Origin of the sequence: Paenibacillus xanthanilyticus, assembly GCF_042682185.1 — a bacterium.
Classification (GTDB): Bacteria; Bacillota; Bacilli; order Paenibacillales; family Paenibacillaceae; genus Paenibacillus_Z; species Paenibacillus_Z xanthanilyticus.
This window is the reverse complement of sequence record NZ_JBHUHA010000001.1, coordinates 331125-353540: the sequence shown is the minus strand read 5'-3', so window position 1 is coordinate 353540 and position 22416 is coordinate 331125. Positions and strand designations below refer to the sequence as shown.

Genomic DNA, 22416 nt, shown 5'->3' with positions numbered 1-22416 from the left:
GGGACTACGCCTGCCACACGCCCAGCAGCTGATTGGCCAGCTCCGTCAACCGCAGCGCAGCAGCGTCGGACGCCTTGTCTTTGCTCCCCCGCTTCTCCAGTTGGGAGAGGAATTTCTCGATCGACTTGGCCGCTTGTTCCTGCTGCCCCTTGTCATGATGGTACTTGGCCTGATTGAGCGAAGCTTCAAGCTGCTCGCCGAGCGGACCGGACAGTTCACCAGACTCATTGAATCGAGCCAGCTCGTTGTCAAGCAAGCTCAGCACCCCCGGCATGTCAGGCTTGCGGAGCGGGACCTTCGCCCAATCGATGTCGGAACCGAAGTAGAAGCTTGTATACGACGGCTGATTATAGGTCGTATTCTGCCTTGCGATCTCCGCCCGGTATTGCGGATCGTGCATCAACGTGTACAGCTTGCGGTTCGTTAGCTCCGTGCTGGTGTAAATCCGGATGGCTGAGCTGTCGGCCTTGCGAACGAGCAGCTCCTCCCGCCAATCGCCCCAGATGTCGGCTACAAGCGATGGATTGCCCTTGGTGCCGTTGTTCGTACGCATTCCCTCTGCGGTCAGCAGCGTCCCGCGCTTCCAGTCGTCGATGGTCGGCGTCACCTCCAGCGCGCCGCCTACGATTTGGGTCGTCATGTCGGCCGCCCACTTGATGCTCATATTCGTGCCCGGCGCTTTGGAGTCGATCTGGCTGCCGCTCGCGTTCCAGAGCGCGCCGGCCGGCGACAGCGGAATCCCCGCCCATGATTCATAGCCGGAATGCGCCGGATCGACGTCGCCGACCATTCCGCGTCCCGTGTCCTTGCCCGTATAGCCGCCCCATAACACTTCGCCGTTCTTGGCATCCCGCATCGCGTAACCATAAGGCGCGTAGGCGCCGCCTTCATGGACCGTGAAGATCTCCATGCCGTCGCGCTGCGGATCGAGATCCGCGACGTGCATGGCGTCTCCGTGTCCGAGTCGGGCCGTCGTGCCCGGCGCCGCGCTCTGGGGCGGCATCTCGGCCATCGAGCTGTAGAGCAGCGATCCGTCATCGTCGATCGTAGCCGCCCCATAGACGATTTCCTGCTTGCCGTCGCCGTCCACGTCTGCAGCGCTCAAGGAGTGGAAGCCCTGCGTCGTCAGCGCGCCATACTCCGGATCGGTACCGCTGCGTCCGTGAGGTCCGTCATTGAACGGATTCGTCATCGGCGTCCATCCGCTGTCTACGTACCAGTGCTCCTTCAAGCTGCGTCCGTCCCAGCTGTACGAGACCAGCGTCGAACGCGTGTAATAACCGCGCGCGAATACGGCGTACGGCTTCGTCCCGTCCAGGTACGCGACGCCTGCCAGGAAACGGTCCACCCGGTTGCCCGGCTCGATCCGCGCCATCGCGTAATCGCCCCACATCAAGCCGTCGTCGCCGCGGCCCGGCTTGTACGGAATCGTCTGCAGCTCGCGTCCGTCCGCGCCGCCGAAGACGGTCAAATACTCCGGTCCGTTCAGAATGAAGCCCTCGAATGCTCTCAGATTATTGCGGGCGCTTCGCTTCGGCGCATAGACGTCCATGAAATAATCGGTGAGTTTAGCGGCGTCCGCCTTAGACAGCGGATACGCGTATTGCTTCTCGATGCCGAAGGCTTCCTCCAGCGTCGCCGGCCAATGGCCGTTCACGACTTCTTCGTGCTTGTGCCAATTCATGAACAAATTAACGACGTGGTCGTAATAACCTTGCTTGCTGAGCCGATAGTCGTCGGTATTCGAATAACCCGCCGCCTGATCCGCCTTCGGCATCGTGATATACGTTTCGGATTCTACGACGCCGTTCTTGCCGTATCGAATCACCTTCGTGCCCGGCGCCGTCTTGAACATCATCTCGGACTTCCCGTCCCCGTCGAAGTCGTACACCATGAATTGCGTATAGTGCGCGCCTGCGCGGATGTTGACCCCGAGATCGATCCGATACAGCAGCGTGCCGTCCATCTTGTAACAGTCGATGTACACATTGCCCGTGTACCCGATCTGGGAGACGTCCTTCGCGTTCGACGGATCCCATTTCACAAAATATTCGTAAGCGCCGTCGCCGTCGACATCGCCCACGCTCATGTCGTTCGCCGCATACGTGTATGCTTCGCCCGCCGGCGTAACGCCGTCCGCAGGCTTGTTCAGCTTGAGGTCGAAATAAGCGTTCTGCCACGGTTTGATTGCCTTGCTCATGCCAACCTCGCGTCCGCCGTTGAGCGTGGCGACCGTATACACGGCCTCCGCCGACCCGGAGCGGTCGAGGAAATTCGTGCTGTCCTTGACGTCCGCGAGCTTGACGCCATTGCGATAGACGCGAAAATCGGCGCCCGTCAAACCGGCGGACGTGCTGCCGTTCGCTTCGCTTGCCAGCAGCCTCCAGCTCAAGAAAACGCCTTCCGAGGTGGTTGCGGCCACGAGTCCGCGGTCCAAATACTCGAGCTGTACCGCCTTCGCCCGCCCTCCGTCTCCATCGCTCGGCTTGCCTGCCGCGGCCATGCCGCCAGAACCGGCCACCATCGTCACCGCCGCCAAAGATGCGATGAACGTCTTGCGCATGCGTTTGCTGCGTTTTGCCATAAAACCCCTCCTAAATGTGCTGGATATGTACATGCTCCTCGTCCGAGTTCTAGATGGATGCGCTTACAAAACAGAATGCGTGTCGTCCTCCTTTCGCCCTCAACATGCAAGCCAGTTCCTATTATAGGAATGACTCCCATCGCAACATAGCGAAATATCCGTGTTTTGTGTTTAAAAATCAGTGGTCGTCGGATCGAAACTCCTCGCAATCTCTCCTGCCCGAGATCAACCGATCCGCAGAAAAGCAGACAACGGCAAAAAAGAGGGCGGTTACGCCCCCTTGATTACGCTGATCTTATCGTTCCATCGCGCACGCGATTTCAGGAGAATCGTAATGGCAGCCGATGTAACGCGCCGTCGATTACGTCCCGCAGAAGGTACGGTACGGCCCGACGCCGCATGCGGCCATGTCGGCAAACTCCTCTTGCTCCGGCGCATAGGCATACGGATTAGCGAGTGCGGACAACAGCCGCTGCATCGGCTCTAGATCGCCGCGTTCCGAAGCGGCCTCGAGCGCTTCTTCCACGCGATGGTTGCGCGGAATTACCGAAGGGTTGTTGGCGCGCATAAGCGCTCGCCACGCTTCTTCCGCCTGCGGCTGGCGGGCCAGCCTCGCCTTCCACGAGCGCTCCCACTCCTTAAAGTCATCGGAACCGAACAACGCGTTGTCTTCAAGCTCCCCGATCGTAAGCGACCGGAACGTATTCGTATAATCGGCCCGATGCGTCTGCATGAGCTGCTGCAGCTGTCCGATCAGCTCCTCGTCTTCCGCTTCTTCGCCGAACAAGCCGAGTTTCGCCCGCATGCCCGACAGCAGGTGGGCGTGGAACTGATCCATATAGCCTTCAATCGCCTTCTGGGCCAAATTGACCGCTTCCTGCTCCTCGTCATGAAGAAGAGGAAGCAGCGTTTCCGCGAAACGGGCGAGATTCCAAGCTCCGATCTTCGGCTGCTGGCCATATGCGTAGCGACCCTGAGTATCGATCGAGCTGAACACCGTCGCGGGGTCATAAACATCCATGAAGGCGCACGGCCCGTAATCGATCGTCTCCCCGCTGAGCGCCATGTTATCGGTGTTCATGACGCCGTGGATGAAGCCGACCAGCTGCCATTTCGCGATCAGCGACGCTTGGCGGGCTGCGACGCCTTCCAACAGCGCGAGATACCGGTTCTCCGCATTGGCGGCTTGCGGATAATGACGCTCGATCGTATAGTCGGCCATCGCGGCCAGGTGTTCGCCGGACAAGGCGCCCGCCGCATAGACGAACGTGCCGACCCGGATATGACTGGAAGCGACACGGGTAAGCACCGCGCCCGGCAGCTCCTCGCCGCGCTGGATCGACTCGCCCGTCGCGGCCACGGCCAGACTGCGGGTCGTCGGGATGCCGAGTCCGTGCATCGCCTCGCTGATGATGTACTCCCGCAGCATCGGACCGAGCGCCGCCCGGCCGTCCCCGCCGCGCGAATACGGCGTGCGTCCCGAGCCCTTCAGCTGAATGTCGAATCGTTCGCCCGCAGGCGTGATTTGTTCACCGAGCAGGAGCGCCCGGCCGTCGCCCAGCATATTGAGATGTCCGAACTGATGACCGGCGTACGCTTGCGCGAGCGGCTCGGCACCATCGGGCGCGCGATTGCCCGCGAACACCTCAATCGCCGCTTCGCTTCGCAGCTGCTCCTCGTTCAAGCCGAGCGATGCGGCAAGCGGGCCGTTCAAGACGACGAGTGCCGGGGCCTCGACCGGGTTCAACTGCTGTTTGGAATAGAAAGCATCCGGCAAGCGGGCGTAACTGTTGTCGAAGTTCCAGCCTGCCGCAAGGGTTTCGTTGGTTGCTGTCATAAGTTGCTCCTTTGTTCTTGCGAACGCGGACGGTCCGCATAATGACGTGGCGAATACGCTGCGAAAATCGTGAAGGATGCCTCTGCATTCATCGTATGATTATTATACCCATTCAAGCAGGCGGCGACCAACAAAGCCAGCCATTCGGTTAGAAGAGCACGATTCCCGCGACGGCCGCCGCGACAATGACCTTGAACGGATGCCACTTGTAGCGCATCATGACGAGCAACGAACCGGCGGCGATCATGAGCGTCGCGAACGTGGACCAATCCAGCAGCGGCTTCGGCAGCGCAATAAAACCGACGTATAAGGCGGCATAAAGAATAAGACCCGTTACGATCGGCCGCAAGCCGTAGAACGAAGAGCGGACCCACTTATGACGGGATAATTTCGCGCAAAACGCGGCGGCGAGGACGATGATGCAGAGCGAGGGCAGCACGATGCCGGCGGTAGCGGCGATGGCGCCGGGTATGCCTGCCGTATGGTAGCCGACCATCGTCGCGGTATTCGTCGCCATCGGCCCCGGCGACAATCCGGCCACCGCGGTCAGCTCCAGGTATTCGCCCGATGCCATCCATCCCCGGTCCGTGACTTCCCGCTCGATCATCGGCATGACGGAATAACCGCCGCCGAAGGAGAGCAAGCCCGCCTTGAGAAAGACGAGAAACAACGCCCACCATGACCCCATGCCGCCACCTCCTTATTAAATGTAGTATTCGGGATAATAGACGGCTTCGCCGACGTTCGGCTGCGCCTTTTCGGTGCGCGCGCGCATGCCGAGTCGTTCTTTGGCCCGGATGATCGCGATACCCGCCGCCACGCCCAATACCATCAGGATCGCGGGATGAATCGGCGTCCATATCAGCAGCATCAACGCCAGCGCCGCAACGCCTGCGGTTGCTTTATCGAACAACGACGTCTTGGCCATCTTGTACGCCGCCGCAGCGATCAGCGCGATAACCGCCCCGTGTATGCCTTGCAGCGCTGCCTCCACCTTGGCATGCTGCCCGAAGGCAGAGTAGCCGAGGCCAAGCAGGAATACGATGAGGAAGGTCGGCAGCGTAATACCCGCGACCGCCGCGATCGCCCCAGCTACGCCCGCGGTGCGGTAGCCGATGAAGGCGGCCGCATTGACACCGACGCCCCCCGGCGCCGTGCCGGCGACCGTTAACAGCTCGCCAAGCTCGGACTCGGGGATCCATTGGCGCTTCGCGACCGCCTCCCGCTCGATGATCGGAATCATCGCATAACCGCCGCCGAACGCCGACGGACCTATTCGGCAGAAGGTCCAGAACAGATCGAATAGCAAAGCGTTATTTTTGGCAAGGATCATGGTTGTTAACTCCTTTTAGGCCGATAAGCTCGTTTGTCGCTTTCTTTCTATTATAACGCCTTTATTTTATTTTGGAATAAAGATTAGCGGAAAAGGCCATCATTAATTCTTATCCAACCTCATTCTTATCTTTATTATTGAACATCTAGTACACTTTCGTTCTCATTGAACAAAACACCTCCTATCCCGATGTGTGAATCCCGCTTTGTAAGGAGCGAGGCCTTGGCATTCGGTTATGGCTCTTTCCCGCCGTTTCGGCTATGATGAGAGAATCTAGTAATCGCATCAACTTTAACGGGTAAGCAGGGAGCGATCATGGACAATCAAGTTAATCGCAAAAAGCTGGTGTACCAGTCCATTGCCAAGCGCGGCATCGTCTCCAAGACGGATCTGCTTGGACAATACGAGCTGTCGACCAGCACGATGAATCGACTGCTGGAGGAGCTAACCGGGGACGGCTATATTGAAGAGGTGGGCTTTGGGCCTTCCAGCGGCGGGCGGAAGCCGATCCTCTATCAAGCGTCCGCCTCGCGCGGCTACATCGTCGGCTTAGAGATCTCGAGGTTTTACTCGGCGCTTGGGCTGTTCGATCTGCATCTGAACGCGAAGACGCTCATCCGCTGGCGGATGGACGAAGATATGACGCCCGAGGCGTTCGTGGTGCATGCGGCCCGGCAACTGGACGCTATGCTGAAGGATCATCGTCTGGGCCGCGAGCTTATCATCGGGATCGGGATCGGCGCGGTCGGCCCGCTCGACCGAGAGAAAGGCCGTATCTTGAAGCCGCTGCACTTCCGGGCGCCGGGTTGGACGGATGTGCCGATTTGCGAGCTGATCGAGCGCGAGACCGGCATCCCCGCCATGCTCGATAACGGCGCGAATACGGCCCTTATGGGCGAACAGTGGGCGATGCGGGACGAGCGGCCTGACCTTCAACATGCGCTGTATGTACACGCGGGCGTAAGTCTGCGATCCGCCATGATGTCCCATGGCCAGATCGTGCACGGGAAGGTAGACATGGAGGGCTCGATCGGACAAATGATCATCCAGGCGGGCGGCGAGCGACTCGGATCGCACGGCAATTACGGCGCGCTCGAATCGTATGTCTCCGTGCGTGCGCTGGAGAAGCTGGCACAGACGGAAGCCAAGATCCGGCGCGACGAGCTGCTTCCGCTCCGCCAGTCTTCGCCCGACACGATCGCCTACGACCGGCTGCTTAGCGAGCTGTCCCAGAACAACGCGCAGGTGCTGGAGCTGTTTCTACGGACGGCCAGGCATTTCGGCATTGGTCTCGCGAATTTGATCAACGTGTTCCACCCCGAGCTGATCATCCTCGGCGGCCCGCTCGTCACGGCGCATGAACGGTTCTACCAGACGGCCATCGAGGTCGCGCTGACGCATACGTATTATTATCCCGAGTATGTCCCCGCTTTCTCCAAGGGCGTACTGCGCGAAGACGCCGTCGCGACCGGCGCGGCCCATATGGTATGGAAAGCGATGTCCGTGTGAATCAACCTTCCGCGTTCGAACAATACGAAGAAGCCGCCCTTGCACCCGGCAAGGACGGCTTCTTCGTATTGTTGGGAACAAGTTCATGCGCTAGCTTACGATTTGGACGCGATTCGCACGACGCCGAACACAAATCCGCCGAGCAGCAGCACGCCGAATATGACCCACATAATCGTGGTACCGTTGATCGTACCGCCAGACGTCTCGTCCGCACCAGATTCGGCTTGCTGCGTGACTGCCGTGTCGGCATCACGGTTATCAACCGCCGCTTGGGGCTGTTCGTCCGGAGTCGGCGTCGATACATTCGAACCTTCGGCAGCGTTCGTCTGCCCGGAAGCCGCCGCTTCCTGGTCGGGCGCCGCGGCGCCCGTCTCGCCGACCGCGCTCGCCGTCGGCTCGCTCGGTGCCATCGGCGTTTCTTCTGCTTGGCGTTCGACTTTAAACGTATAATCGCCGTCGACGTTATGCCCGTCCTCGCCGATGATCCGCCATTTGACGGTGTACGTGCCGCTGACCAGCGGCTGCTCGAGCACGCCTTTCATGCTATCTTTGCCGATCTCGACGGTAACGGGCACCTCTTCTCCCGCTTCGTTCGTCACGATTAGTGACGATAACGGCTCAATGACCGTATTGAACGTTAATTCCAGCTGCGTCAGCGGCGTCGTGACGACGTCGCCTTTGGCCGGACTGGATGTCTTCACGCCGGTATGGGCCAGCGCGCTAGTCGGCAGCAGCATCAGCAAGATCGCGATGAGCCATAATGAATGCAATGATTTGCGCAAAATCGAATCTTCTCCTCCATCTCTAAGTTCGCCTCGAGTCTACCACAACGACTGACGATCGGCATGACTCTTTAGGGCTATGCCCGCCACCTTTAGCCTCCCCTCGCTCAGCTGAACATAAAAAACCTCCGTCATGCGGACGGAGGCTTAGGCGCATAAACGTGACGGTAACTCGGCCGCGACCGTGTCGCTTGCGCGGCGCCGACGCTAGCACGCGATTTGCATGCATCCCGGCACTAATGCCATGTTACGCGATGCTCAATTTTGCTAGCGCCTCTTCTTCGTTCGGCACGAAGAACGCGTCCCTGCCGTTGTTGCTCTCGCGGAAGAAATCGCGCAAGCTCTTGCTCTCATAGCCGGAGAAATCGCCGACGACCGCGAATTTGAATTGGTAGTTGATGAATTTCTGCAAAATCTCGCCCGCGATTCGCGTCTTCAGATCGAAGAACGGCTCGGCGATTTGCTCCTTCCTCACGACGATTCGGTCGCAGCCGGTTTCGTACCGGACCGTGGCCATCAGATCGAGCGCGGACTGGACATCCGTAATTAGGGGCGCTTCGGCTTCAAGGACGGCGACCTGCACGCCGCCAGCTTGTTTGATCCTGATCTCCATCTTCATCCCTCCTGCATAATGGGATTATAGGGTTAGCGCCGCCAAACCGCAAGCGATTAACGGAAGGAAGCGAGCAGCGTGCGTATCTCGTCCATCTGGGCGCGCGATAAGGGTCCGTGCCCGACTGCCCCCGCCAGCTCCTCCGCTTGCTGCCTTGTCTTAAAGCCCGGTATAGGCACGGTGGCTTCGCTTCTTCCCCAAATCCAGGCAAGCGCGCCTTGCACGAGCGACCGCCCGCCGCTCGTCAATATTTCGCGGACCGACTCCAGCATATCCAGATATTCCGGCACCGGCTTGCCGTCCTTGAAGTAGGCGACCCACTCGTGGCCGCTGCCGCGCACGTCGGTCGGCGCAAGCCGCGAACCGCCGTGAAACTTGCCGCTGAGCAGCCCCATCGCAAGGGGGGAATTATTGATGCTCGCGAGCCCCTTGGATTCGCACAGCCCAACCAGATCCGGCGCGTCCTGCAGGACATTAAGCGCATGCTGAATCGCCACGGCTCCCTGCTGCTCTGCCATGACCGTCGCCCGTCCGACATCCCACGTACTCCAGCCGTAGCTGCGGATCAATCCCTCTTCCCGCAGCCGGTTCAACGCGAGCAGCGCGGAATCCGTCTCCTTCTCGTTCAGCATGCCGACGTGGATCTGATAGAGGTCGATATAGTCGGTGCCAAGGCGACGCAGCGAATGCTCGCATGCCTTGCGAATGTATTCGGGCGTCACGTCATGGCGCAGATAGACTTCGCGGGCGGCGGGATTGTTCGTGTACCCGAATTTCGTGGCAATGACGACCTCGCTTCGCCTCCCCTTAAGCGCTTGGCCCAGTATAATCTCGCTATGCCCCGCCCCATATGCATCCGCCGTATCGAAAAAGTTGACGCCTGCCTCGAGCGCGGCATGAATGGCCGCGATGGACTCGTTGTCGTCGACCGCGCCCCATCCGTCCTCGATCCCGCCCAATGTGAATGGTCCGCCGATCGCCCAACAGCCCAAGCCGAGCGGACTAATGGCCAGCCCGCTTTTGCCCAATGTTCGTTTCATGCCAATTCCTCCCTATTCCGTCTGAGTCCACTTCAGTATAATAGGATGAATGGCTCCGAATAAGAGCCAAATAATCTAAAATTCTAAGAACCAATTATGGAAGGAGGCCAGCTATGTACGGCATCCATATCGATCCGGCTAAGTCCGAATCGGCCATGAAGCAAATTTGCGGGCAGCTGCGCGCCATGATCGAATCCGGTGCGTTGCCCTCCGGGGCGAGGCTATTGCCCACTCGACAGCTCGCCAAGGAATGGGGAATTGCCCGCAACATCGTCATCGAAGTCTACGAGCAGCTGACCGCCGAGGGCTATCTCGAAGGCCGGATCGGCTCGGGTACCTACGTCGCGGGCGGTATTCGCATGTCGGATGAACGTGGGTTGCGCCCGCCCGAGACGGATAAGCTGCCGAATCCGCCTCTGCCCGTTACCAGCAGCGGGATCATCGATTTCGCGACAGGCGTTCCGGATGGCTCGTCGTTCCCGGCCAAGGTGTGGGCCAAATATATGAAGGAAGCCGTGGAGCATCCTGCGGATCGGTCGCCAGGATACGGTTCTGTCTTCGGAAACGACCAGCTGCGGCGCGAAATCCAAGGCTACCTGTTCCGGGCGAAAGGCATCCGATGCGAGGCCGGGCGGATCATGATCGTCTCCGGCGCGTCGGAAGGCATGCTGCTATCGGCCGCGGCCCTGCAGTCGCGTTATCGCGCTATCTACGTCGAAGATCCAACCATCCCGTTCGCGCGCGATATTTTCAAGCACATGCACTACCGGATCGTCCCCGTTCCGGTCGATCAAGCCGGCATGAATTTCGATGCGCTGGACGGCTTTCGCCAAGGCCATCTCGCGCTGGTCACGCCCTCCCATCAATTTCCGGTCGGCAGTTTGCTCTCGATCCAACGGAGGAAGAAAGCGATCCGAATGGCCGAGGAAGCGGATGCCTATCTGCTGGAGGACGATTACGACAGCGAATTCCGTCTCAAGGGCATGCCCGTCCCGCCGCTGTACACGCAGGCCCCGGATCGGGTTCTCTATATCGGTACGTTCAGCAAGACGCTGTCGCCCGGTTTAAGGATCGGGTTCGTTCTCTTGCCGCCGACGCTCATTGATACCTTCGCCGCCGCCAAAGAAGCGCTCAATCTGTATACGCCGCCTGCCGCGCAGCAAGCATTAGCCGGGTTTATGGCCGACGGTCATTATGAACGGCATATACTGGCCATGAAGAAACTATACAAGAAACGCCGCCAAGCGTTGATCGACGCGCTACACCGCTATTTCGGCCACTCGGTCGCGATCGACGGCGACGAAGCAGGGATGCATCTGCGGGTCGCATTCCGTGAAGACACATTGTCCGCGTTATCGTGGGCGAATACGGAGGCATTCGGGTTCAAGGCGGAAACCTGCCGGGAGTACGCGATCTTGAACGCCGACGCTCAAGATGGCATTGTGCTGGGCTACGGTAATTTGAGCATCCCGATCATTGATGAAGGCATCCGCCGCCTCTATGACTATGCCGCGGCGCACGGTTATCGACCCGACTAATCGCGCGAAATGGGGGAAGTTGGGATATACTAGAAGCAAGATCGCATGACATTCTTGGATTCAGGAGGAGCGAATCGCCATGTCCAAACCAAGACCGCCCTGTTAATCTGCCGACCCGTTCATTAGGCGTTCGCGCGACCCGCCTCTAGGCGATGCAACCGCATCCACTACGAGAGGAGCACGAACGGTGAACAACCATTACAATGTGCGCAAGCTGTATCTAATTCGATTCTTCGCAAGTCTGATTCCCGCTTACGTCATTGAACGGCTATTCTGGGAGTCGCGCGGCATGACGATCCAGATGGTGACCCATACGGAAATCATTTTCGCGGCGACGGTCGTCCTGTTGGAGGTTCCGACCGGCATTCTGGCCGATCGATGGGGCCGAAAGCAAATGCTGCTGTTATCGGCTTCCCTATATGCGGCGGAACTGCTCATTCTCGTCTACGCCCATGCGTTCTGGCATTTCGCCTTGGCCATCGTGCTGGCCGGCATCAGCCGTTCGGCCGGCAGCGGCGCGGAGAACGCGCTCCTGTATGATGGCATGCTCGCGGCCGGACGCGCCGAAGACTTCGAGAAAATCTTGGGCCGATTGAACGCGCTGGATCTAGTCGCCGCGATCTTGGCCGCGCTCTCCGGCGGTTTGCTAGCCGGGAAATTCGAGCTCGAGCTGCATTATTGGCTGTCCGTCGCCAGCGCCCTGACCGTGATCGGACTAACGGCCACGCTCGCGGAAGTTCGAGTCAGAGCCGAAGACGACGATGACGAAGGCAGTCAACGCAATCCGCTGGATTATTTACGGGCGTCCGCAAGTTTTTTCAAGACCCATGCCGACGTCCGGTCGGTCGTCTTCACCGGCATGGTGATCGGCTCTTCGATCAGCTTTCTCTATGAATTCTGGCAGATCTACTTGGCTCGTTTGGCTGTTCCCGTCGCCTATTTCGGGTTGTTCTCCGCCGTCATCATGCTGCTCGGGCTGCCAGGCAATCTGCTGGCACATCGGCTGCTCCTCCGGTATGGCGCGAGACCGCCGCTTCTTGCCGCGACGCTGCTCGCGTCGGCCGGATTCTTGTTCGCCGCGTTCGTCCATCATCCTTGCAGCCTTGCCGCCATGCTGCTGACGAGTCTGGCGGCCGGGATCGCCGAGCCGATCGCAACCGGCTATTTGCATCGCCGGATCGAATCCTCTATGCGGGCGACGATCGATTCCTTCCAATCGCTTGGTCTGAACGCCGTGCTGGCCGCCAGCTCCTTCGGCTTCGGGCTCGCATCGGCCCATTTCGATGTATTCGGCGGGTATGGTTTTGTCGGAGCGTTGTGCGCGGCTTATGGGTTTGGAATATGTGCTCCTATCGTAATTAAGCGCATACGCTGCAAGGTTTACCACATAGAAGGCTGAAATAACCATTTCATAATCGTCTCTCTTCTGCCGATATAAATGGAAGACTGAAAGCTATATAGGCAGAGGGGAAGGTGGTTCTATGAATACCAAGCAAGAAATCACCAAAAAATTGGTCCTGTATCTCATTCGCAACATCATTCAAGGCCTTGTCATTACGGGGGTCGCGCTTGGACTGACATGGCTGTGCACGGGCGGAGACATGGCGCTCTCCGAGCATCTATGGATGTTAATCTGGGTGCCGGTCGGCACAGCCGTCTTTGGGTTCACGAACTTCGCCGCTTACGCGAAGCCGTTCCGCGAGATCGAGACTTTCATTTCCACGATCGCCAAAGGCGACCTTACGCGTGACATCAACCTGAGCAATCTCGGGCCGCTGAATCGGTTCGGCGTACCAATGAACGGCATGCGCCAGGGACTGAACGAGTTGGTCGGCGAGGCGAAGAGCGTCTCCGACGGCGTCCGCGGCAACATCGGCTGCCTTCATGGCCAGCTCGAAGAGACGCGCAGGGATTATCGCGAAATGAACGAGAATATCCAGCGTTCCGCTTCGGCGGCCGAGCGTCAATCGCAGTCCGCGGCGGAATGCTCGCGCGCCGTAGAAGAAATGGCGCTAGGCGTCGTTCGGATCGCCGAAGGGGCGGCCGAAGCCGCGGCCGTCTCCACCAACGCCGCCGGCACCGCGGCGCAAGCTCGCGGCGAAATGAGCGCCATGAAAGCGCAAATGGATCGCGTCAACGAAACATTCTCCTCGTTGTCCGCGATTATTGCCCAGTTTTTGGAAGGAAGCCGACAAATCAGCCACTTCGTCCAAACGATCGGCACGATCGCCCAGCAGACGAATTTGCTGGCGCTGAATGCTAGCATCGAAGCGGCGCGGGCGGGTGAACACGGCCGCGGCTTCGCGATCGTCGCGGGTGAAGTGCGCAACCTGGCCAACCAGACGAATCAATCCGCCGAGCAAATTGGCAACTTGATCACTGGCATTGAACAAAACTCGGCTCACGCGATCACCGGCATGGAGCAATCCGAGCAAGAAATCCGCGCCAGCCTCAATCAGATGGCGGCCATGGAACGCAATATGCTGCAGGTGCTCGCCGATGTCGAAGGGATTAACAGCAAGCTTGGCGATATTTCGTCCGTTGGCCAACAGCTGGCGGCGGCGGGCGAGGAAGTATCCGCCTCCGTGGACGACATGGCCGCTTCGGCAGGCAGCTCGAACGTCAGCACGCAGAATCTGTCCGAGCTGGCCGGCAATATCAACCGCGCGATGACGGAAATCGCCGAGCAAGGCGATGAGCTGCACAAGCTGAGCGAACGACTGAACGGGCTCATGGCCAATTTCAACGTCGCGAAATAAGTCTTGCGTTCGCCCCCCCGAGTTCGGAATCCATCCCAAAAAAGCTGTCCGCGTTTCATTCGCGGACAGCTTTTTTTGGCGGAATCGGCGGATGCGCCAGCCTGCCATTAATACTCTACTAAATCTTTGGCCAGAAAGTTCAACAAGTAGATGCTCGCCTTGTCCTTGCGGGCCGTCAAGGCTCGGAGTGACTGCACCCCTTCCTTCAAGGCAAGCACCTCATCGTCATAGTCCGGCTGCTTGTTCTCATACCCAATGCCGCTGTACGTAAATACGGGATCGACCGACTGGCCTTCCCAGTACCTCATGTCCGCTTCCAGCTCCTGCGCCAATGCGTCGTATTTGGCGGTTTCTTGTCCGCTGGCCTGCTGCTTCATCTTGATATAGCGGTAAATCCGATAGCCATATATGCCGTGCGTCCGATTCGCCAGGTGCATCCACATCGAGCCGCCGCCATTATAGTAATAATCGATGGCCGATTTGGCCAGCAAGATGCGCTCCACCGCGTCCGCGACCCCTTCCGCATGCTTTCGGAGCGCTTCGTCTTCGGCGGTCGTCGCTTCGGTCGCTTCCCGGAAGCACCCGCCGAGTTCGCCGTACATCATATCCTCGTCCATCTCGGAGAATGTCCAGTCCGCGTCCTGGTTGGAGCCCGTGTAGGCTTCTGTATAGAGATCGATAATGCCGCTTTCGTCATAGTTCCCGCTCTTGGCCGTCCAGCATAGGCTGCGGAGCTTCGCCTCATCCGGCATTGCGGCCCCGCCCGGTACGCGCGCGTCTCCCGACGGTTGGTTAGATTGCCGGCTGCGCAGGTATCCCATCACGTCCATGATCGTCGTTATATGACCCGCGGCGAACAACCGGTCTTCCAGCTGCGTATCCGACACGAAACGTTTGCCCCGCTGCAGATAGATCGATGGAATCGTGACATAGGCAGATCCCTTCTCCCCCGCCTCGGGCCTGGCTTCGTATTCCGCGAGCACGATCACGTCCCGCTGTCCGTTGCCGTCCACGTCCCGGAACGAAACGGCGGTTACCGTACGCAAACTTCGCCCTTGCGTCAGATCCGTCGCCGGAAACGCTTGAAGCAAATTTCCGTTGCGACCTTGGACGGACAATTGAAGCGTGGCGAACCCGCTCGGTTCGATTCGCTTGGCCGCCACGAACCGGACCTTGCCCCAAGCCTCGAATTCGGTCTCGAACGATTGCCCGCCGATTTCTTCGATGACCGCCTGTCCGTTCTCCTCGCGCGATGCCGCTGCTTGAATAGGCTCGGCTTTCGTCCCCGAAGGATGCGGCGCCTTTTCTTGCCTCGTCTTGGCTACGGGAAGCATATTCGAATCCGGCGCCGCCGGATAATCCACCTCCGCGCAGCCGGCAAGCGACGCGACGACTAGACAAGCAGCCATCCATTTGTACATTGTTCGACCCCTTTGCATCGTTCCTTCGCTTTCCTTTCGCATGAACATTGTCCCCTTTAGTATAGCGTATCCGGCGGTGCATAGGGATGACCAAATGGGGCAAATCTAACCAGTAACAACGATTGGACGGAGGTTTGTCATGCTGGGGCTTGTTTTCATGTGGTCGGGACTGGTCGTGCCTTGGCTGACGGTGTTCTTCATGGATGGCCGCATCCTTCGGCGCTATTTGCCCGCGGCGCTCGCCGTGTCGCTGTTGAATACCGTCACGAGCCAGCTGGCCAGGCATTATCACTGGTGGATCATCGAACGGCCGATGTTCGCATGGTCCAGCGTGATCGATTTTCCGCTCGTCTACGGCGTTTTCCTGATCGGGACGATCTGGATTCTGGCTTATACATTTCATAAATGGTGGATGTACGCGATTGTCAATATAGCGATCGACGCCTTCTTCTCGTTCGTGATGCCCGGAGTCCTGCGGAAGATGAATTTAATCGATTTGCGGATTACCGGCTGGCAGCTTTACGGCATTCTGCTCTTCACGGCCGTCTTGCTCTACCTGTTCCAGCTATGGTACGAGGGCGAAGACGCGGAATTTACGATCGGCCGCGGCTCGCGGACAGGCGGCGTGGCGTGAGTCGTTGATACGAAGCAAAGGCGTGCCCCTGTACGGGTGCACGCCGTTTTGGTATTTTCGGATCATCGTAAGAGAGCCGTGTCTTCGTTTAGCGGTAAGTCGGCAGCCAGTCCCCGTGCGCTTCGATCAAATCGTCGCACAGTGCGACAATATCGTCGATCGACAGCTCCGCCGAGGTGTGCGGATCGAGCAGCGCGGCATGGTAGATATGCTCCTTCTTGCCCGTCAGCGCCGCCTCGATCGTCAGCAGCTGCGTATTGATGTTGGTGCGGTTCAGCGCGGCCAGCTGCGGCGGCAGATCGCCGACATAGGTCGGCGTGACGCCGGAAGCATCGACCAGGCACGGCACCTCGACGCAGGCTTCTTTCGGCAAATTGGTGATCAGGCCGGTATTCAGCACGTTGCCGCCGATCTTGAACGGCACGTTCGTCTCCATCGCTTCCATGATGTACGACGCGTACTCATGCGACCGGCTGTGCTGGAGGTTTTCATTGGCCAGCAGCGATTCGCGCATGCTCTTCCAGCCCTTGATTTGCTCGACGCAGCGTCGCGGATATTCGTCCAGCGGAATGTTGAACCGCTCGACCAGCTCCGGATATTGGCGTTTGATGAAATACGGGTGGTATTCGGCATTATGCTCGGATGACTCGGTCACGTAGTAGCCGAACCGTAACATGAGCTCGAAGCGCACCATGTCGTGATGCTTTTCCTTCTGCTTCTCCGCCGCCCGGCGTTTGATCTCCGGGTACAGATCGACGCCGTCCTTCTTTGCTTCCAGCAGCCACGCCATATGATTGATACCGGCGATGCGCGCCTGGACCCCTTCCGCATCCATGCCGAGCGACCGGAACAGATCGGGCACGCACACCTGCACGCTGTGGCAGAGTCCGACCGCTTTCACCCCGCCCGCGCCGGCCAGCACGTTCGTCAGCACCGCCATCGGATTGGTATAGTTCAGGAACCAGGCATCCGGACATACCTCCCGAATATCCCGGGCAAAATCGAGCATGACCGGGATGGTGCGCAGGTTGCGGAAAATGCCTCCGATGCCCACCGTATCGGCGATCGTCTGACGAAGGCCGTATTTCTTCGGCACTTCGAAATCCGTGATCGTGCACGGGTCATAGCCGCCGACTTGAATCGCGTTAATGACGTACGATGCGCCCCTCAGCGCTTCCTTGCGGTCCGTGTAGGCCTTCACGGTACAGCGGCTGCCCGACGTCTGGCGGATATTGTTCAGCAGCACCTCCGATTCCCGCAGCCGCTCCGGATCGATATCGAAGAGCGCGAGCTCGAAGCCTTGCAGCGCGGGCGTCAGCATGACGTCGCCGAGAACGTTTTTGGCGAACACGGTGCTGCCCGCCCCTAGGAATGTAATTTTGGACATAAGGGATAACCTCCTGCTATTTTCGCGTTATAGGTCCACTATATCGGGAGGCCGCCGGGATGAACATGGAGCTAGACCTGTATTTCCTGTCATAATGCCAGTTGTACAGCGCTATCATCTACAAATAAGGTCTGTTTTCCTGTTATAATACGGCATCGGCACTTTTTCGCCATTTCACCCTGTTGAACTCGGATGGTCGTGCAGGAAAGGAGCGTGAAGCAATGGAAACGATGATGGAGAATGTCCTTGGCTCGGCCGGGCAGGATCCCGTGAAGCTTCGGCTGCTCTTCTACGGGCTCGAGCATTGTCCGCCCCGCCATGCCTGGGGACCCGGGCTGCGCGATGCCTTCATCGTGCATTACGTCCACCGCGGGCGCGGTCAAGTCCACAGCAACGGACAAACGCATACCCTTGAAGCCGGCAGCGGATTTCTCATTATGCCAGGCAAGCTGATTCATTATGAAGCCGATCCCTATGATCCTTGGACGTACACGTGGATGGGGTTCAACGGCCTAGAAGCGCACGGACTTATCGCCCGTACCGGATTGAGCGATGCCAAGCCCGTGTTTCGAGCGTCGGACGCCTCTTATATGGAACGATTCCACGACGAATGCCTCTCGGTTGCCGATCAACGCGGCGCCGACCTCCGCTATCAAAGCATCCTGTACCGGTTTCTGGCCGAGCTGGTGAACGCCGCGGAGGACGCCCCGGATGCCAGACCCGCCGCCTCCAAGGAGTCGTATATTCGTCAGGCGGTCGAATGGATTAGCCATCATTACAGCCAGCGCATCGCGGTCGAAGACATCGCACGCCGAATCGGCCTGAACCGGACGTATCTTTCCAGTCTGTTCCAAGCGCACCTCGGGATGTCGCTGCAGGGCTATCTGCTGCATGTTCGCATGAAGCAGGCGGCCGAGCTGCTTCGCCAGCCGGAGCTGTCGATCAGCGACGTGTCCCGCTCCGTCGGCTATCTGGATCCGTTCTTATTCTCCAAAATGTTCAAGAAAACGGTCGGCTCGTCGCCCAGCGTCTATCGCAAGCAGATTAACGCTCGCCTTCCAAACGGGTAATCGAATGGCCAGACCCTGCAGCGCAGCGGGGGCGGTTGTGCGAGCGCGCAAAAAAACGAGCATGACCGTCCGGAGGGACGTTCATGCTCGTTCGCGTGCCGCCGGCATCAGCTGCCGACAGTCCGATATAAATCCCAGCTTACATATAAGCATAACACGGCGGCGGCGGTCATCGCCGCGGACACATAGAAGGTGCGGCGGAACTTCAACGCGTATGCGCCGAAGAACACGGCGGCCGCGCACTTGGCGATCGCATCGTAATAACCGCTCTCGAACGCCGAGCTGCTGAATACGATGGATACTCCGAACGATGCGATAATAAGCAATTTGAACCACCATGGTTCCCGCCAGAATTGCTTGACGAAAAATCGGATACCCTGCATTCCGCCGTCAGCTCCCATCTTTTGCGACTTTCCTTCCACCCTACCATATTCAGCCGATTCGCAATAGTCGCGAAAACTTTCGCCTATACGGAAGCGGCAACCGACAGCCGCATGGCGCGTGCCGCTTCGACCATGTTGCGCAGCGCGGCGATCGTCTCTTCTTCCCCGCGCGTCTTCAGCCCGCAATCCGGGTTAATCCAGAATAACGCAGGGTCCAGCGCCTGCAGGGCGCGGCCGATCATCGCGGTCATCTCGCCGGTTCCCGGCACGCGCGGGCTATGAATATCGTAGACGCCCAGGCCGATCCCGAGCGGGTACGATTGCGATTCGAAGTGATGAATCAATTCGCCGTGCGAGCGGGAGGTCTCGATCGAGATCACGTCTGCATCCATGGCTTCGATGGAACCGAGCATATCATGAAACTCGCAATAGCACATGTGGGTATGAATTTGCGTCGTATCGCGGACGGAGCACGTCGTCAGCCGGAAGGCTTTCACCGCCCATGTCAAATAATCTGCCTGTGCCTCTCGCTTCAGCGGAAGCCCTTCCCGTACGGCAGGCTCATCCACTTGAATCAAGCCGATCCCGGCCGCCTCCAACGCCTCGACCTCCTGTCTGAGCGCGTAGGCCAGCTGATAGGCGATCTGCTCCCGTGCGATGTCCTCGCGGACGAACGACCAATTCATAATCGTGACCGGTCCTGTCAGCATCCCCTTCACCGGCCTGGATGTCCTCGACTGCGCGTAGGTGGTCTCCTCCACCGTCATCGCGCCTTCGAACGCGACGTCGCCATAGATGATCGGAGGCTTCACGCAGCGCGAGCCATACGACTGCACCCAGCCGCCCCTCGTAAAAGCAAACCCGGCCAGTTTCTCGCCGAAAAACTCGACCATGTCCGTTCGCTCGAACTCGCCGTGCACGAGCACGTCGAGGCCGATCTCCTCCTGCAAGCCCACCCACTTGTCGATCTGCTCGCGAACATAGCCATCGTACCGCTCCTTGCTCCATTCGCCCTTGCGCCACAGCTGCCTCGCCTTGCGCACGTCGGCCGTCTGCGGGAAGCTGCCGATCGTCGTCGTCGGAAGCAGCGGCAGCTGCCATTTCGCCTGCTGAAGCGGCTGGCGTTCGGCGAACGTCCGTCCGCGGCGTCCCTCCTGGCTGGCGATCGCGGTTACCGCCGCCTGGACGTCCTTGCGGTTGCGCGTCTCGTGCTCATTCAGCGCCCGAAGCGCCGCTTCGCTCGCACGCATCTCCGCTTCAATCGCGTCCGTCCCGAGGTCGGCTGCTCGAGCGAGCAGCGCGATCTCCTCCAGTTTCTCGTCCGCGAACGACAACGCCTGTTTTAACGCCTCCGGCAGTCCATCTTCGCCTTTCACCGTGACCGGAACATGGAGCAGACTGCAGGAGGACTGGACGAAGAGGCGGTCGGAAGGCACGAAGCGCGCAAGCTCCTTCAGCAGCTTGCAGCCCTCGGCGAGGGATGCCCGCCAAATCCCCCGACCGTCGACGACTCCCGCCCCGAGCACCTTGTCGGAGGGGAAACCATGCAGCCGTAGAGCCGCAAGATTAGCGTCTCGACCATGCGCGAAATCCAATCCAATCCCTCGCACGGGCAACCCAATGATGGCTTCATAGTCGTCCGCCGATTCGAAATACGTCTGCAGCATGACGTTCAAACGAGGCGCTGCCTCCGCGAATCTGCCGTAGATTCGGCGCAGCCGGTCGCGGTCCTGCGGATCGGCTGTCTTCACCAGCGCCGGCTCGTCGACTTGGACCCAAGCCGCGCCCGCCTGTTCCAATTCCCGCAGCACCTGTTCGTACAAAGGCAGCAGCTTGTCGAGCCAGACGTCCGTCTCGGCCGGGTTATAGCCCTTCGACAATCGGAGGAACGTGAGCGGACCGAGCAATACGGGCTTGCCTTCAATGCCGAGCGATTCCTTCGCTTCCAAGTAAGCGCGCAGCGGGCGATTCTCCGTTAGCGTTGGCGACGCGCCGTCCAGCTCAGGCACGATGTAATGGTAATTCGTGTTGAACCATTTCGTCATTTCGCTGGCCGCCGCGTCTTTCGTGCCGCGCGCGATCCCGAAATAGATCGATAGCGGCACTTCGCCGCCTTGGTAATCGAACCGCTTCGGAACGAGGCCGAACATCGCCGCCGTATCCAGCACATGATCGTATTCGCTGAAATCGCCGACCGGAATCAGATCGATTCCCGACGCCTGCAGCTTGCGCAGACGCGCCAGTCGAATTTCTTTCATGCGATCTCGAAAAGTCTCCTCATCCGCCTTGCCCGACCAGTACGCCTCGAGCGTCTGCTTCCATTCCCGCTTCTCGCCGATGCGCGGATATCCCAATATGCTGCTTCTTGCCATCGCACAACTCTCCTCTGCCATTTGTTACTAGAAAGATAGCATGGCGGAAGAAGATCAGGGTAACTGGATAAATCTATATCCTGTTATAGCCAATAGCTATAGCAATCACGACGCGCAGGACGAAGTCAATCGGGGGCAATAGCTGATAAGCCCAAAAAAAGCCAACACGCTTCATTGCGCGTTGGCTATGTGGACCATCGTACCTCATAAAACGATTATGTATCCCGTCTCTCCAGCACTTCCTTGGCCAGCCGCTTGGGCGCGGCCAGCAGGTAGCCCGTCCGAATCAAGCCCGCGATCTCGTCCCAATTCGGCTTGGAGGCTTGATCCAGCGATACCCATCCGTGCTGGCCAATGTAAGGCGTGCGTACGTATCCGCCCTGCTGCAGCAGCAAAAATTGCTGCTCCTTGTCGGACTTGATGGACAAGCCGGGAGGCGTCTCCTCTTCGGGGCTCATCATGATGAACGTCTTGCCGCGCACCTTCATCACCGTATGGCCGAACCCGTCGATCATTTCCTCCGTCTCCGGCAGTCCGGCGCATGCGCGTCTGACGCGTTCGAGCATCTCCTGCCTTCCGAAAGCAGCCGTCATGCTCCGGCGACACCTCGGCTCGGATCCGAATCGCGGCTCAGGAAGCCGCGGAGCGCCGCGATCAATAGATCGTGATCCTCCTGATCGGGGAGCCCGGACACCGTGATCGTACCCACTTGGCCTTCGCCTCGCACGATCAGCGGAAAGCCTCCTCCTGCGCCCACGTAATCCGCCAGCGGCAGCCCGTAGTCCGTCTCCAGCGATTTGCCCTCTTCGCGGACGGTCAGAGCGACGCGCCAGGAACTTTGGCCGAAATGGTTCACGACATTGTTTTTGCGCCGGATCCAATTCTCGTTCTCGGCAGACGTGCCGGCCATCGCATGGGCGAACAGACGCTGGCCTCCGCGGTAGATCTCGACCGTGATGCCCTTCTCCTGCCGCTTTGCCTCCCCAATGATTGCCAATCCCAGCTCCAGGGCGGTCTCGTTGTCGAACCGGTCGAATTGCAGCTCGCGTTCCTCTTCTGCCATGGCGAGCAGCCGCTCGGCGAGTTGAGTCATGTCCATCTCTCCTTTAACGATCGTTAGGGTTACATTCGCAGTCTAGCGTACCATGCCGCGT

At 59.1% G+C, this 22416-nt stretch carries 19 protein-coding genes; 6 read left to right on the top strand and 13 right to left on the bottom strand.

What is annotated here, in order from left to right; translation table 11 throughout:
• Positions 1-4: 4 nt before the first annotated feature.
• The 4 genes from ACFSKT_RS01445 to ACFSKT_RS01430 form a co-directional block, all read right to left on the bottom strand.
• Positions 5-2584: a rhamnogalacturonan lyase gene (locus ACFSKT_RS01445; RefSeq protein ID WP_377720024.1), complete on the bottom strand. Its 2580-nt coding sequence runs from the start codon at positions 2582-2584 to the stop codon at positions 5-7.
• 361 nt (positions 2585-2945) lie between these two features.
• Positions 2946-4421: a protein adenylyltransferase SelO gene (locus tag ACFSKT_RS01440; protein ID WP_377720023.1), complete on the bottom strand. Its 1476-nt coding sequence runs from the start codon at positions 4419-4421 to the stop codon at positions 2946-2948.
• 148 nt (positions 4422-4569) lie between these two features.
• Positions 4570-5109, bottom strand: a complete 540-nt coding sequence (locus ACFSKT_RS01435; RefSeq protein ID WP_377720022.1) for a chromate transporter — start codon at positions 5107-5109, stop codon at positions 4570-4572.
• Positions 5110-5124: 15 nt separating this feature from the next.
• Positions 5125-5754, bottom strand: coding sequence for a chromate transporter (locus ACFSKT_RS01430; RefSeq protein ID WP_377720021.1), 630 nt, complete (start codon positions 5752-5754; stop codon positions 5125-5127).
• A gap of 315 nt (positions 5755-6069) precedes the next feature.
• On the opposite strand from ACFSKT_RS01430, the gene ACFSKT_RS01425 reads away from it, so the two are divergent.
• Positions 6070-7263, top strand: a complete 1194-nt coding sequence (locus ACFSKT_RS01425; RefSeq protein ID WP_377720020.1) for an ROK family protein — start codon at positions 6070-6072, stop codon at positions 7261-7263.
• Positions 7264-7358: 95 nt separating this feature from the next.
• Here the strand turns inward: ACFSKT_RS01425 and ACFSKT_RS01420 are convergent, their stop codons facing one another.
• From ACFSKT_RS01420 to ACFSKT_RS01410, 3 genes are all read right to left on the bottom strand, one after another.
• On the bottom strand, positions 7359-8045 hold the full coding sequence (locus tag ACFSKT_RS01420) for a copper resistance CopC family protein (RefSeq protein ID WP_377720019.1): 687 nt from the start codon (positions 8043-8045) through the stop codon (positions 7359-7361).
• A gap of 247 nt (positions 8046-8292) precedes the next feature.
• A complete protein-coding gene (locus ACFSKT_RS01415) occupies positions 8293-8658 on the bottom strand; it encodes a DUF4180 domain-containing protein (RefSeq protein WP_377720018.1) in 366 nt (121 codons plus the stop codon).
• A gap of 56 nt (positions 8659-8714) precedes the next feature.
• Positions 8715-9698, bottom strand: coding sequence for an aldo/keto reductase (locus ACFSKT_RS01410; protein WP_377720017.1), 984 nt, complete (start codon positions 9696-9698; stop codon positions 8715-8717).
• A gap of 113 nt (positions 9699-9811) precedes the next feature.
• Between ACFSKT_RS01410 and pdxR the strand changes: the two genes are divergently transcribed.
• The 3 genes from pdxR (at position 9812) to ACFSKT_RS01395 (ending at position 13995) form a co-directional block, all read left to right on the top strand.
• Complete coding sequence (gene pdxR, locus ACFSKT_RS01405; RefSeq protein ID WP_377720016.1) at positions 9812-11236, top strand: MocR-like pyridoxine biosynthesis transcription factor PdxR; 1425 nt, start codon at positions 9812-9814, stop codon at positions 11234-11236.
• Positions 11237-11423: 187 nt separating this feature from the next.
• On the top strand, positions 11424-12635 hold the full coding sequence (locus ACFSKT_RS01400) for an MFS transporter (RefSeq protein WP_377720015.1): 1212 nt from the start codon (positions 11424-11426) through the stop codon (positions 12633-12635).
• An 82-nt stretch (positions 12636-12717) separates the two neighbouring features.
• Entirely contained in the window at positions 12718-13995 is a 1278-nt protein-coding gene (locus tag ACFSKT_RS01395; RefSeq protein ID WP_377720014.1) for a methyl-accepting chemotaxis protein, read from the top strand.
• Positions 13996-14102: 107 nt separating this feature from the next.
• Here ACFSKT_RS01395 and ACFSKT_RS01390 read toward each other — a convergent pair whose 3' ends face one another.
• Positions 14103-15416, bottom strand: a complete 1314-nt coding sequence (locus ACFSKT_RS01390; protein WP_377720013.1) for a hypothetical protein — start codon at positions 15414-15416, stop codon at positions 14103-14105.
• A 139-nt stretch (positions 15417-15555) separates the two neighbouring features.
• On the opposite strand from ACFSKT_RS01390, the gene ACFSKT_RS01385 reads away from it, so the two are divergent.
• Positions 15556-16050, top strand: a complete 495-nt coding sequence (locus ACFSKT_RS01385) for a hypothetical protein (protein ID WP_377720012.1) — start codon at positions 15556-15558, stop codon at positions 16048-16050.
• A gap of 88 nt (positions 16051-16138) precedes the next feature.
• Here the strand turns inward: ACFSKT_RS01385 and melA are convergent, their stop codons facing one another.
• Positions 16139-17437, bottom strand: coding sequence for an alpha-glucosidase/alpha-galactosidase (melA, locus tag ACFSKT_RS01380; protein ID WP_377720011.1), 1299 nt, complete (start codon positions 17435-17437; stop codon positions 16139-16141).
• A 221-nt stretch (positions 17438-17658) separates the two neighbouring features.
• On the opposite strand from melA, the gene ACFSKT_RS01375 reads away from it, so the two are divergent.
• A complete protein-coding gene (locus ACFSKT_RS01375; protein ID WP_377720010.1) occupies positions 17659-18507 on the top strand; it encodes an AraC family transcriptional regulator in 849 nt (282 codons plus the stop codon).
• A gap of 107 nt (positions 18508-18614) precedes the next feature.
• Here ACFSKT_RS01375 and ACFSKT_RS01370 read toward each other — a convergent pair whose 3' ends face one another.
• From ACFSKT_RS01370 to ACFSKT_RS01355, 4 genes are all read right to left on the bottom strand, one after another.
• Positions 18615-18890 (bottom strand): hypothetical protein, encoded by a 276-nt coding sequence (locus ACFSKT_RS01370; protein WP_377720009.1) that lies wholly within the window; start codon positions 18888-18890, stop codon positions 18615-18617.
• A gap of 83 nt (positions 18891-18973) precedes the next feature.
• Positions 18974-21262: a 5-methyltetrahydropteroyltriglutamate--homocysteine S-methyltransferase gene (gene metE, locus ACFSKT_RS01365; RefSeq protein ID WP_377720008.1), complete on the bottom strand. Its 2289-nt coding sequence runs from the start codon at positions 21260-21262 to the stop codon at positions 18974-18976.
• A 215-nt stretch (positions 21263-21477) separates the two neighbouring features.
• The gene (locus tag ACFSKT_RS01360) at positions 21478-21855 is read right to left on the bottom strand and encodes an MmcQ/YjbR family DNA-binding protein (RefSeq protein ID WP_377720007.1); all 378 of its coding nucleotides are present in this window, start codon (positions 21853-21855) and stop codon (positions 21478-21480) included.
• Positions 21852-22355, bottom strand: a complete 504-nt coding sequence (locus ACFSKT_RS01355) for a heme-degrading domain-containing protein (protein ID WP_377720006.1) — start codon at positions 22353-22355, stop codon at positions 21852-21854. The genes ACFSKT_RS01360 and ACFSKT_RS01355 overlap by 4 nt, the downstream gene beginning before the upstream one ends.
• Positions 22356-22416: the final 61 nt, after the last annotated feature.

Coding starts and splice junctions, on each gene's coding strand:
- ACFSKT_RS01435 (WP_377720022.1), bottom strand. CDS start 5,109: ATGGGGTCATGGTGGGCGTTGTTTCTCGTCTTTCTCAAGGCGGGCTTG.
- ACFSKT_RS01415 (WP_377720018.1), bottom strand. CDS start 8,658: ATGGAGATCAGGATCAAACAAGCTGGCGGCGTGCAGGTCGCCGTCCTT.
- ACFSKT_RS01375 (WP_377720010.1), top strand. CDS start 17,659: ATGGAAACGATGATGGAGAATGTCCTTGGCTCGGCCGGGCAGGATCCC.
- ACFSKT_RS01410 (WP_377720017.1), bottom strand. CDS start 9,698: ATGAAACGAACATTGGGCAAAAGCGGGCTGGCCATTAGTCCGCTCGGC.
- ACFSKT_RS01445 (WP_377720024.1), bottom strand. CDS start 2,584: ATGGCAAAACGCAGCAAACGCATGCGCAAGACGTTCATCGCATCTTTG.
- ACFSKT_RS01430 (WP_377720021.1), bottom strand. CDS start 5,754: ATGATCCTTGCCAAAAATAACGCTTTGCTATTCGATCTGTTCTGGACC.
- ACFSKT_RS01390 (WP_377720013.1), bottom strand. CDS start 15,416: ATGTACAAATGGATGGCTGCTTGTCTAGTCGTCGCGTCGCTTGCCGGC.
- metE (WP_377720008.1), bottom strand. CDS start 21,262: ATGGCAAGAAGCAGCATATTGGGATATCCGCGCATCGGCGAGAAGCGG.
- ACFSKT_RS01425 (WP_377720020.1), top strand. CDS start 6,070: ATGGACAATCAAGTTAATCGCAAAAAGCTGGTGTACCAGTCCATTGCC.
- ACFSKT_RS01385 (WP_377720012.1), top strand. CDS start 15,556: ATGCTGGGGCTTGTTTTCATGTGGTCGGGACTGGTCGTGCCTTGGCTG.
- ACFSKT_RS01355 (WP_377720006.1), bottom strand. CDS start 22,355: ATGACTCAACTCGCCGAGCGGCTGCTCGCCATGGCAGAAGAGGAACGC.
- ACFSKT_RS01360 (WP_377720007.1), bottom strand. CDS start 21,855: ATGACGGCTGCTTTCGGAAGGCAGGAGATGCTCGAACGCGTCAGACGC.
- pdxR (WP_377720016.1), top strand. CDS start 9,812: ATGTACGGCATCCATATCGATCCGGCTAAGTCCGAATCGGCCATGAAG.
- ACFSKT_RS01440 (WP_377720023.1), bottom strand. CDS start 4,421: ATGACAGCAACCAACGAAACCCTTGCGGCAGGCTGGAACTTCGACAAC.
- ACFSKT_RS01395 (WP_377720014.1), top strand. CDS start 12,718: ATGAATACCAAGCAAGAAATCACCAAAAAATTGGTCCTGTATCTCATT.
- melA (WP_377720011.1), bottom strand. CDS start 17,437: ATGTCCAAAATTACATTCCTAGGGGCGGGCAGCACCGTGTTCGCCAAA.
- ACFSKT_RS01370 (WP_377720009.1), bottom strand. CDS start 18,890: ATGCAGGGTATCCGATTTTTCGTCAAGCAATTCTGGCGGGAACCATGG.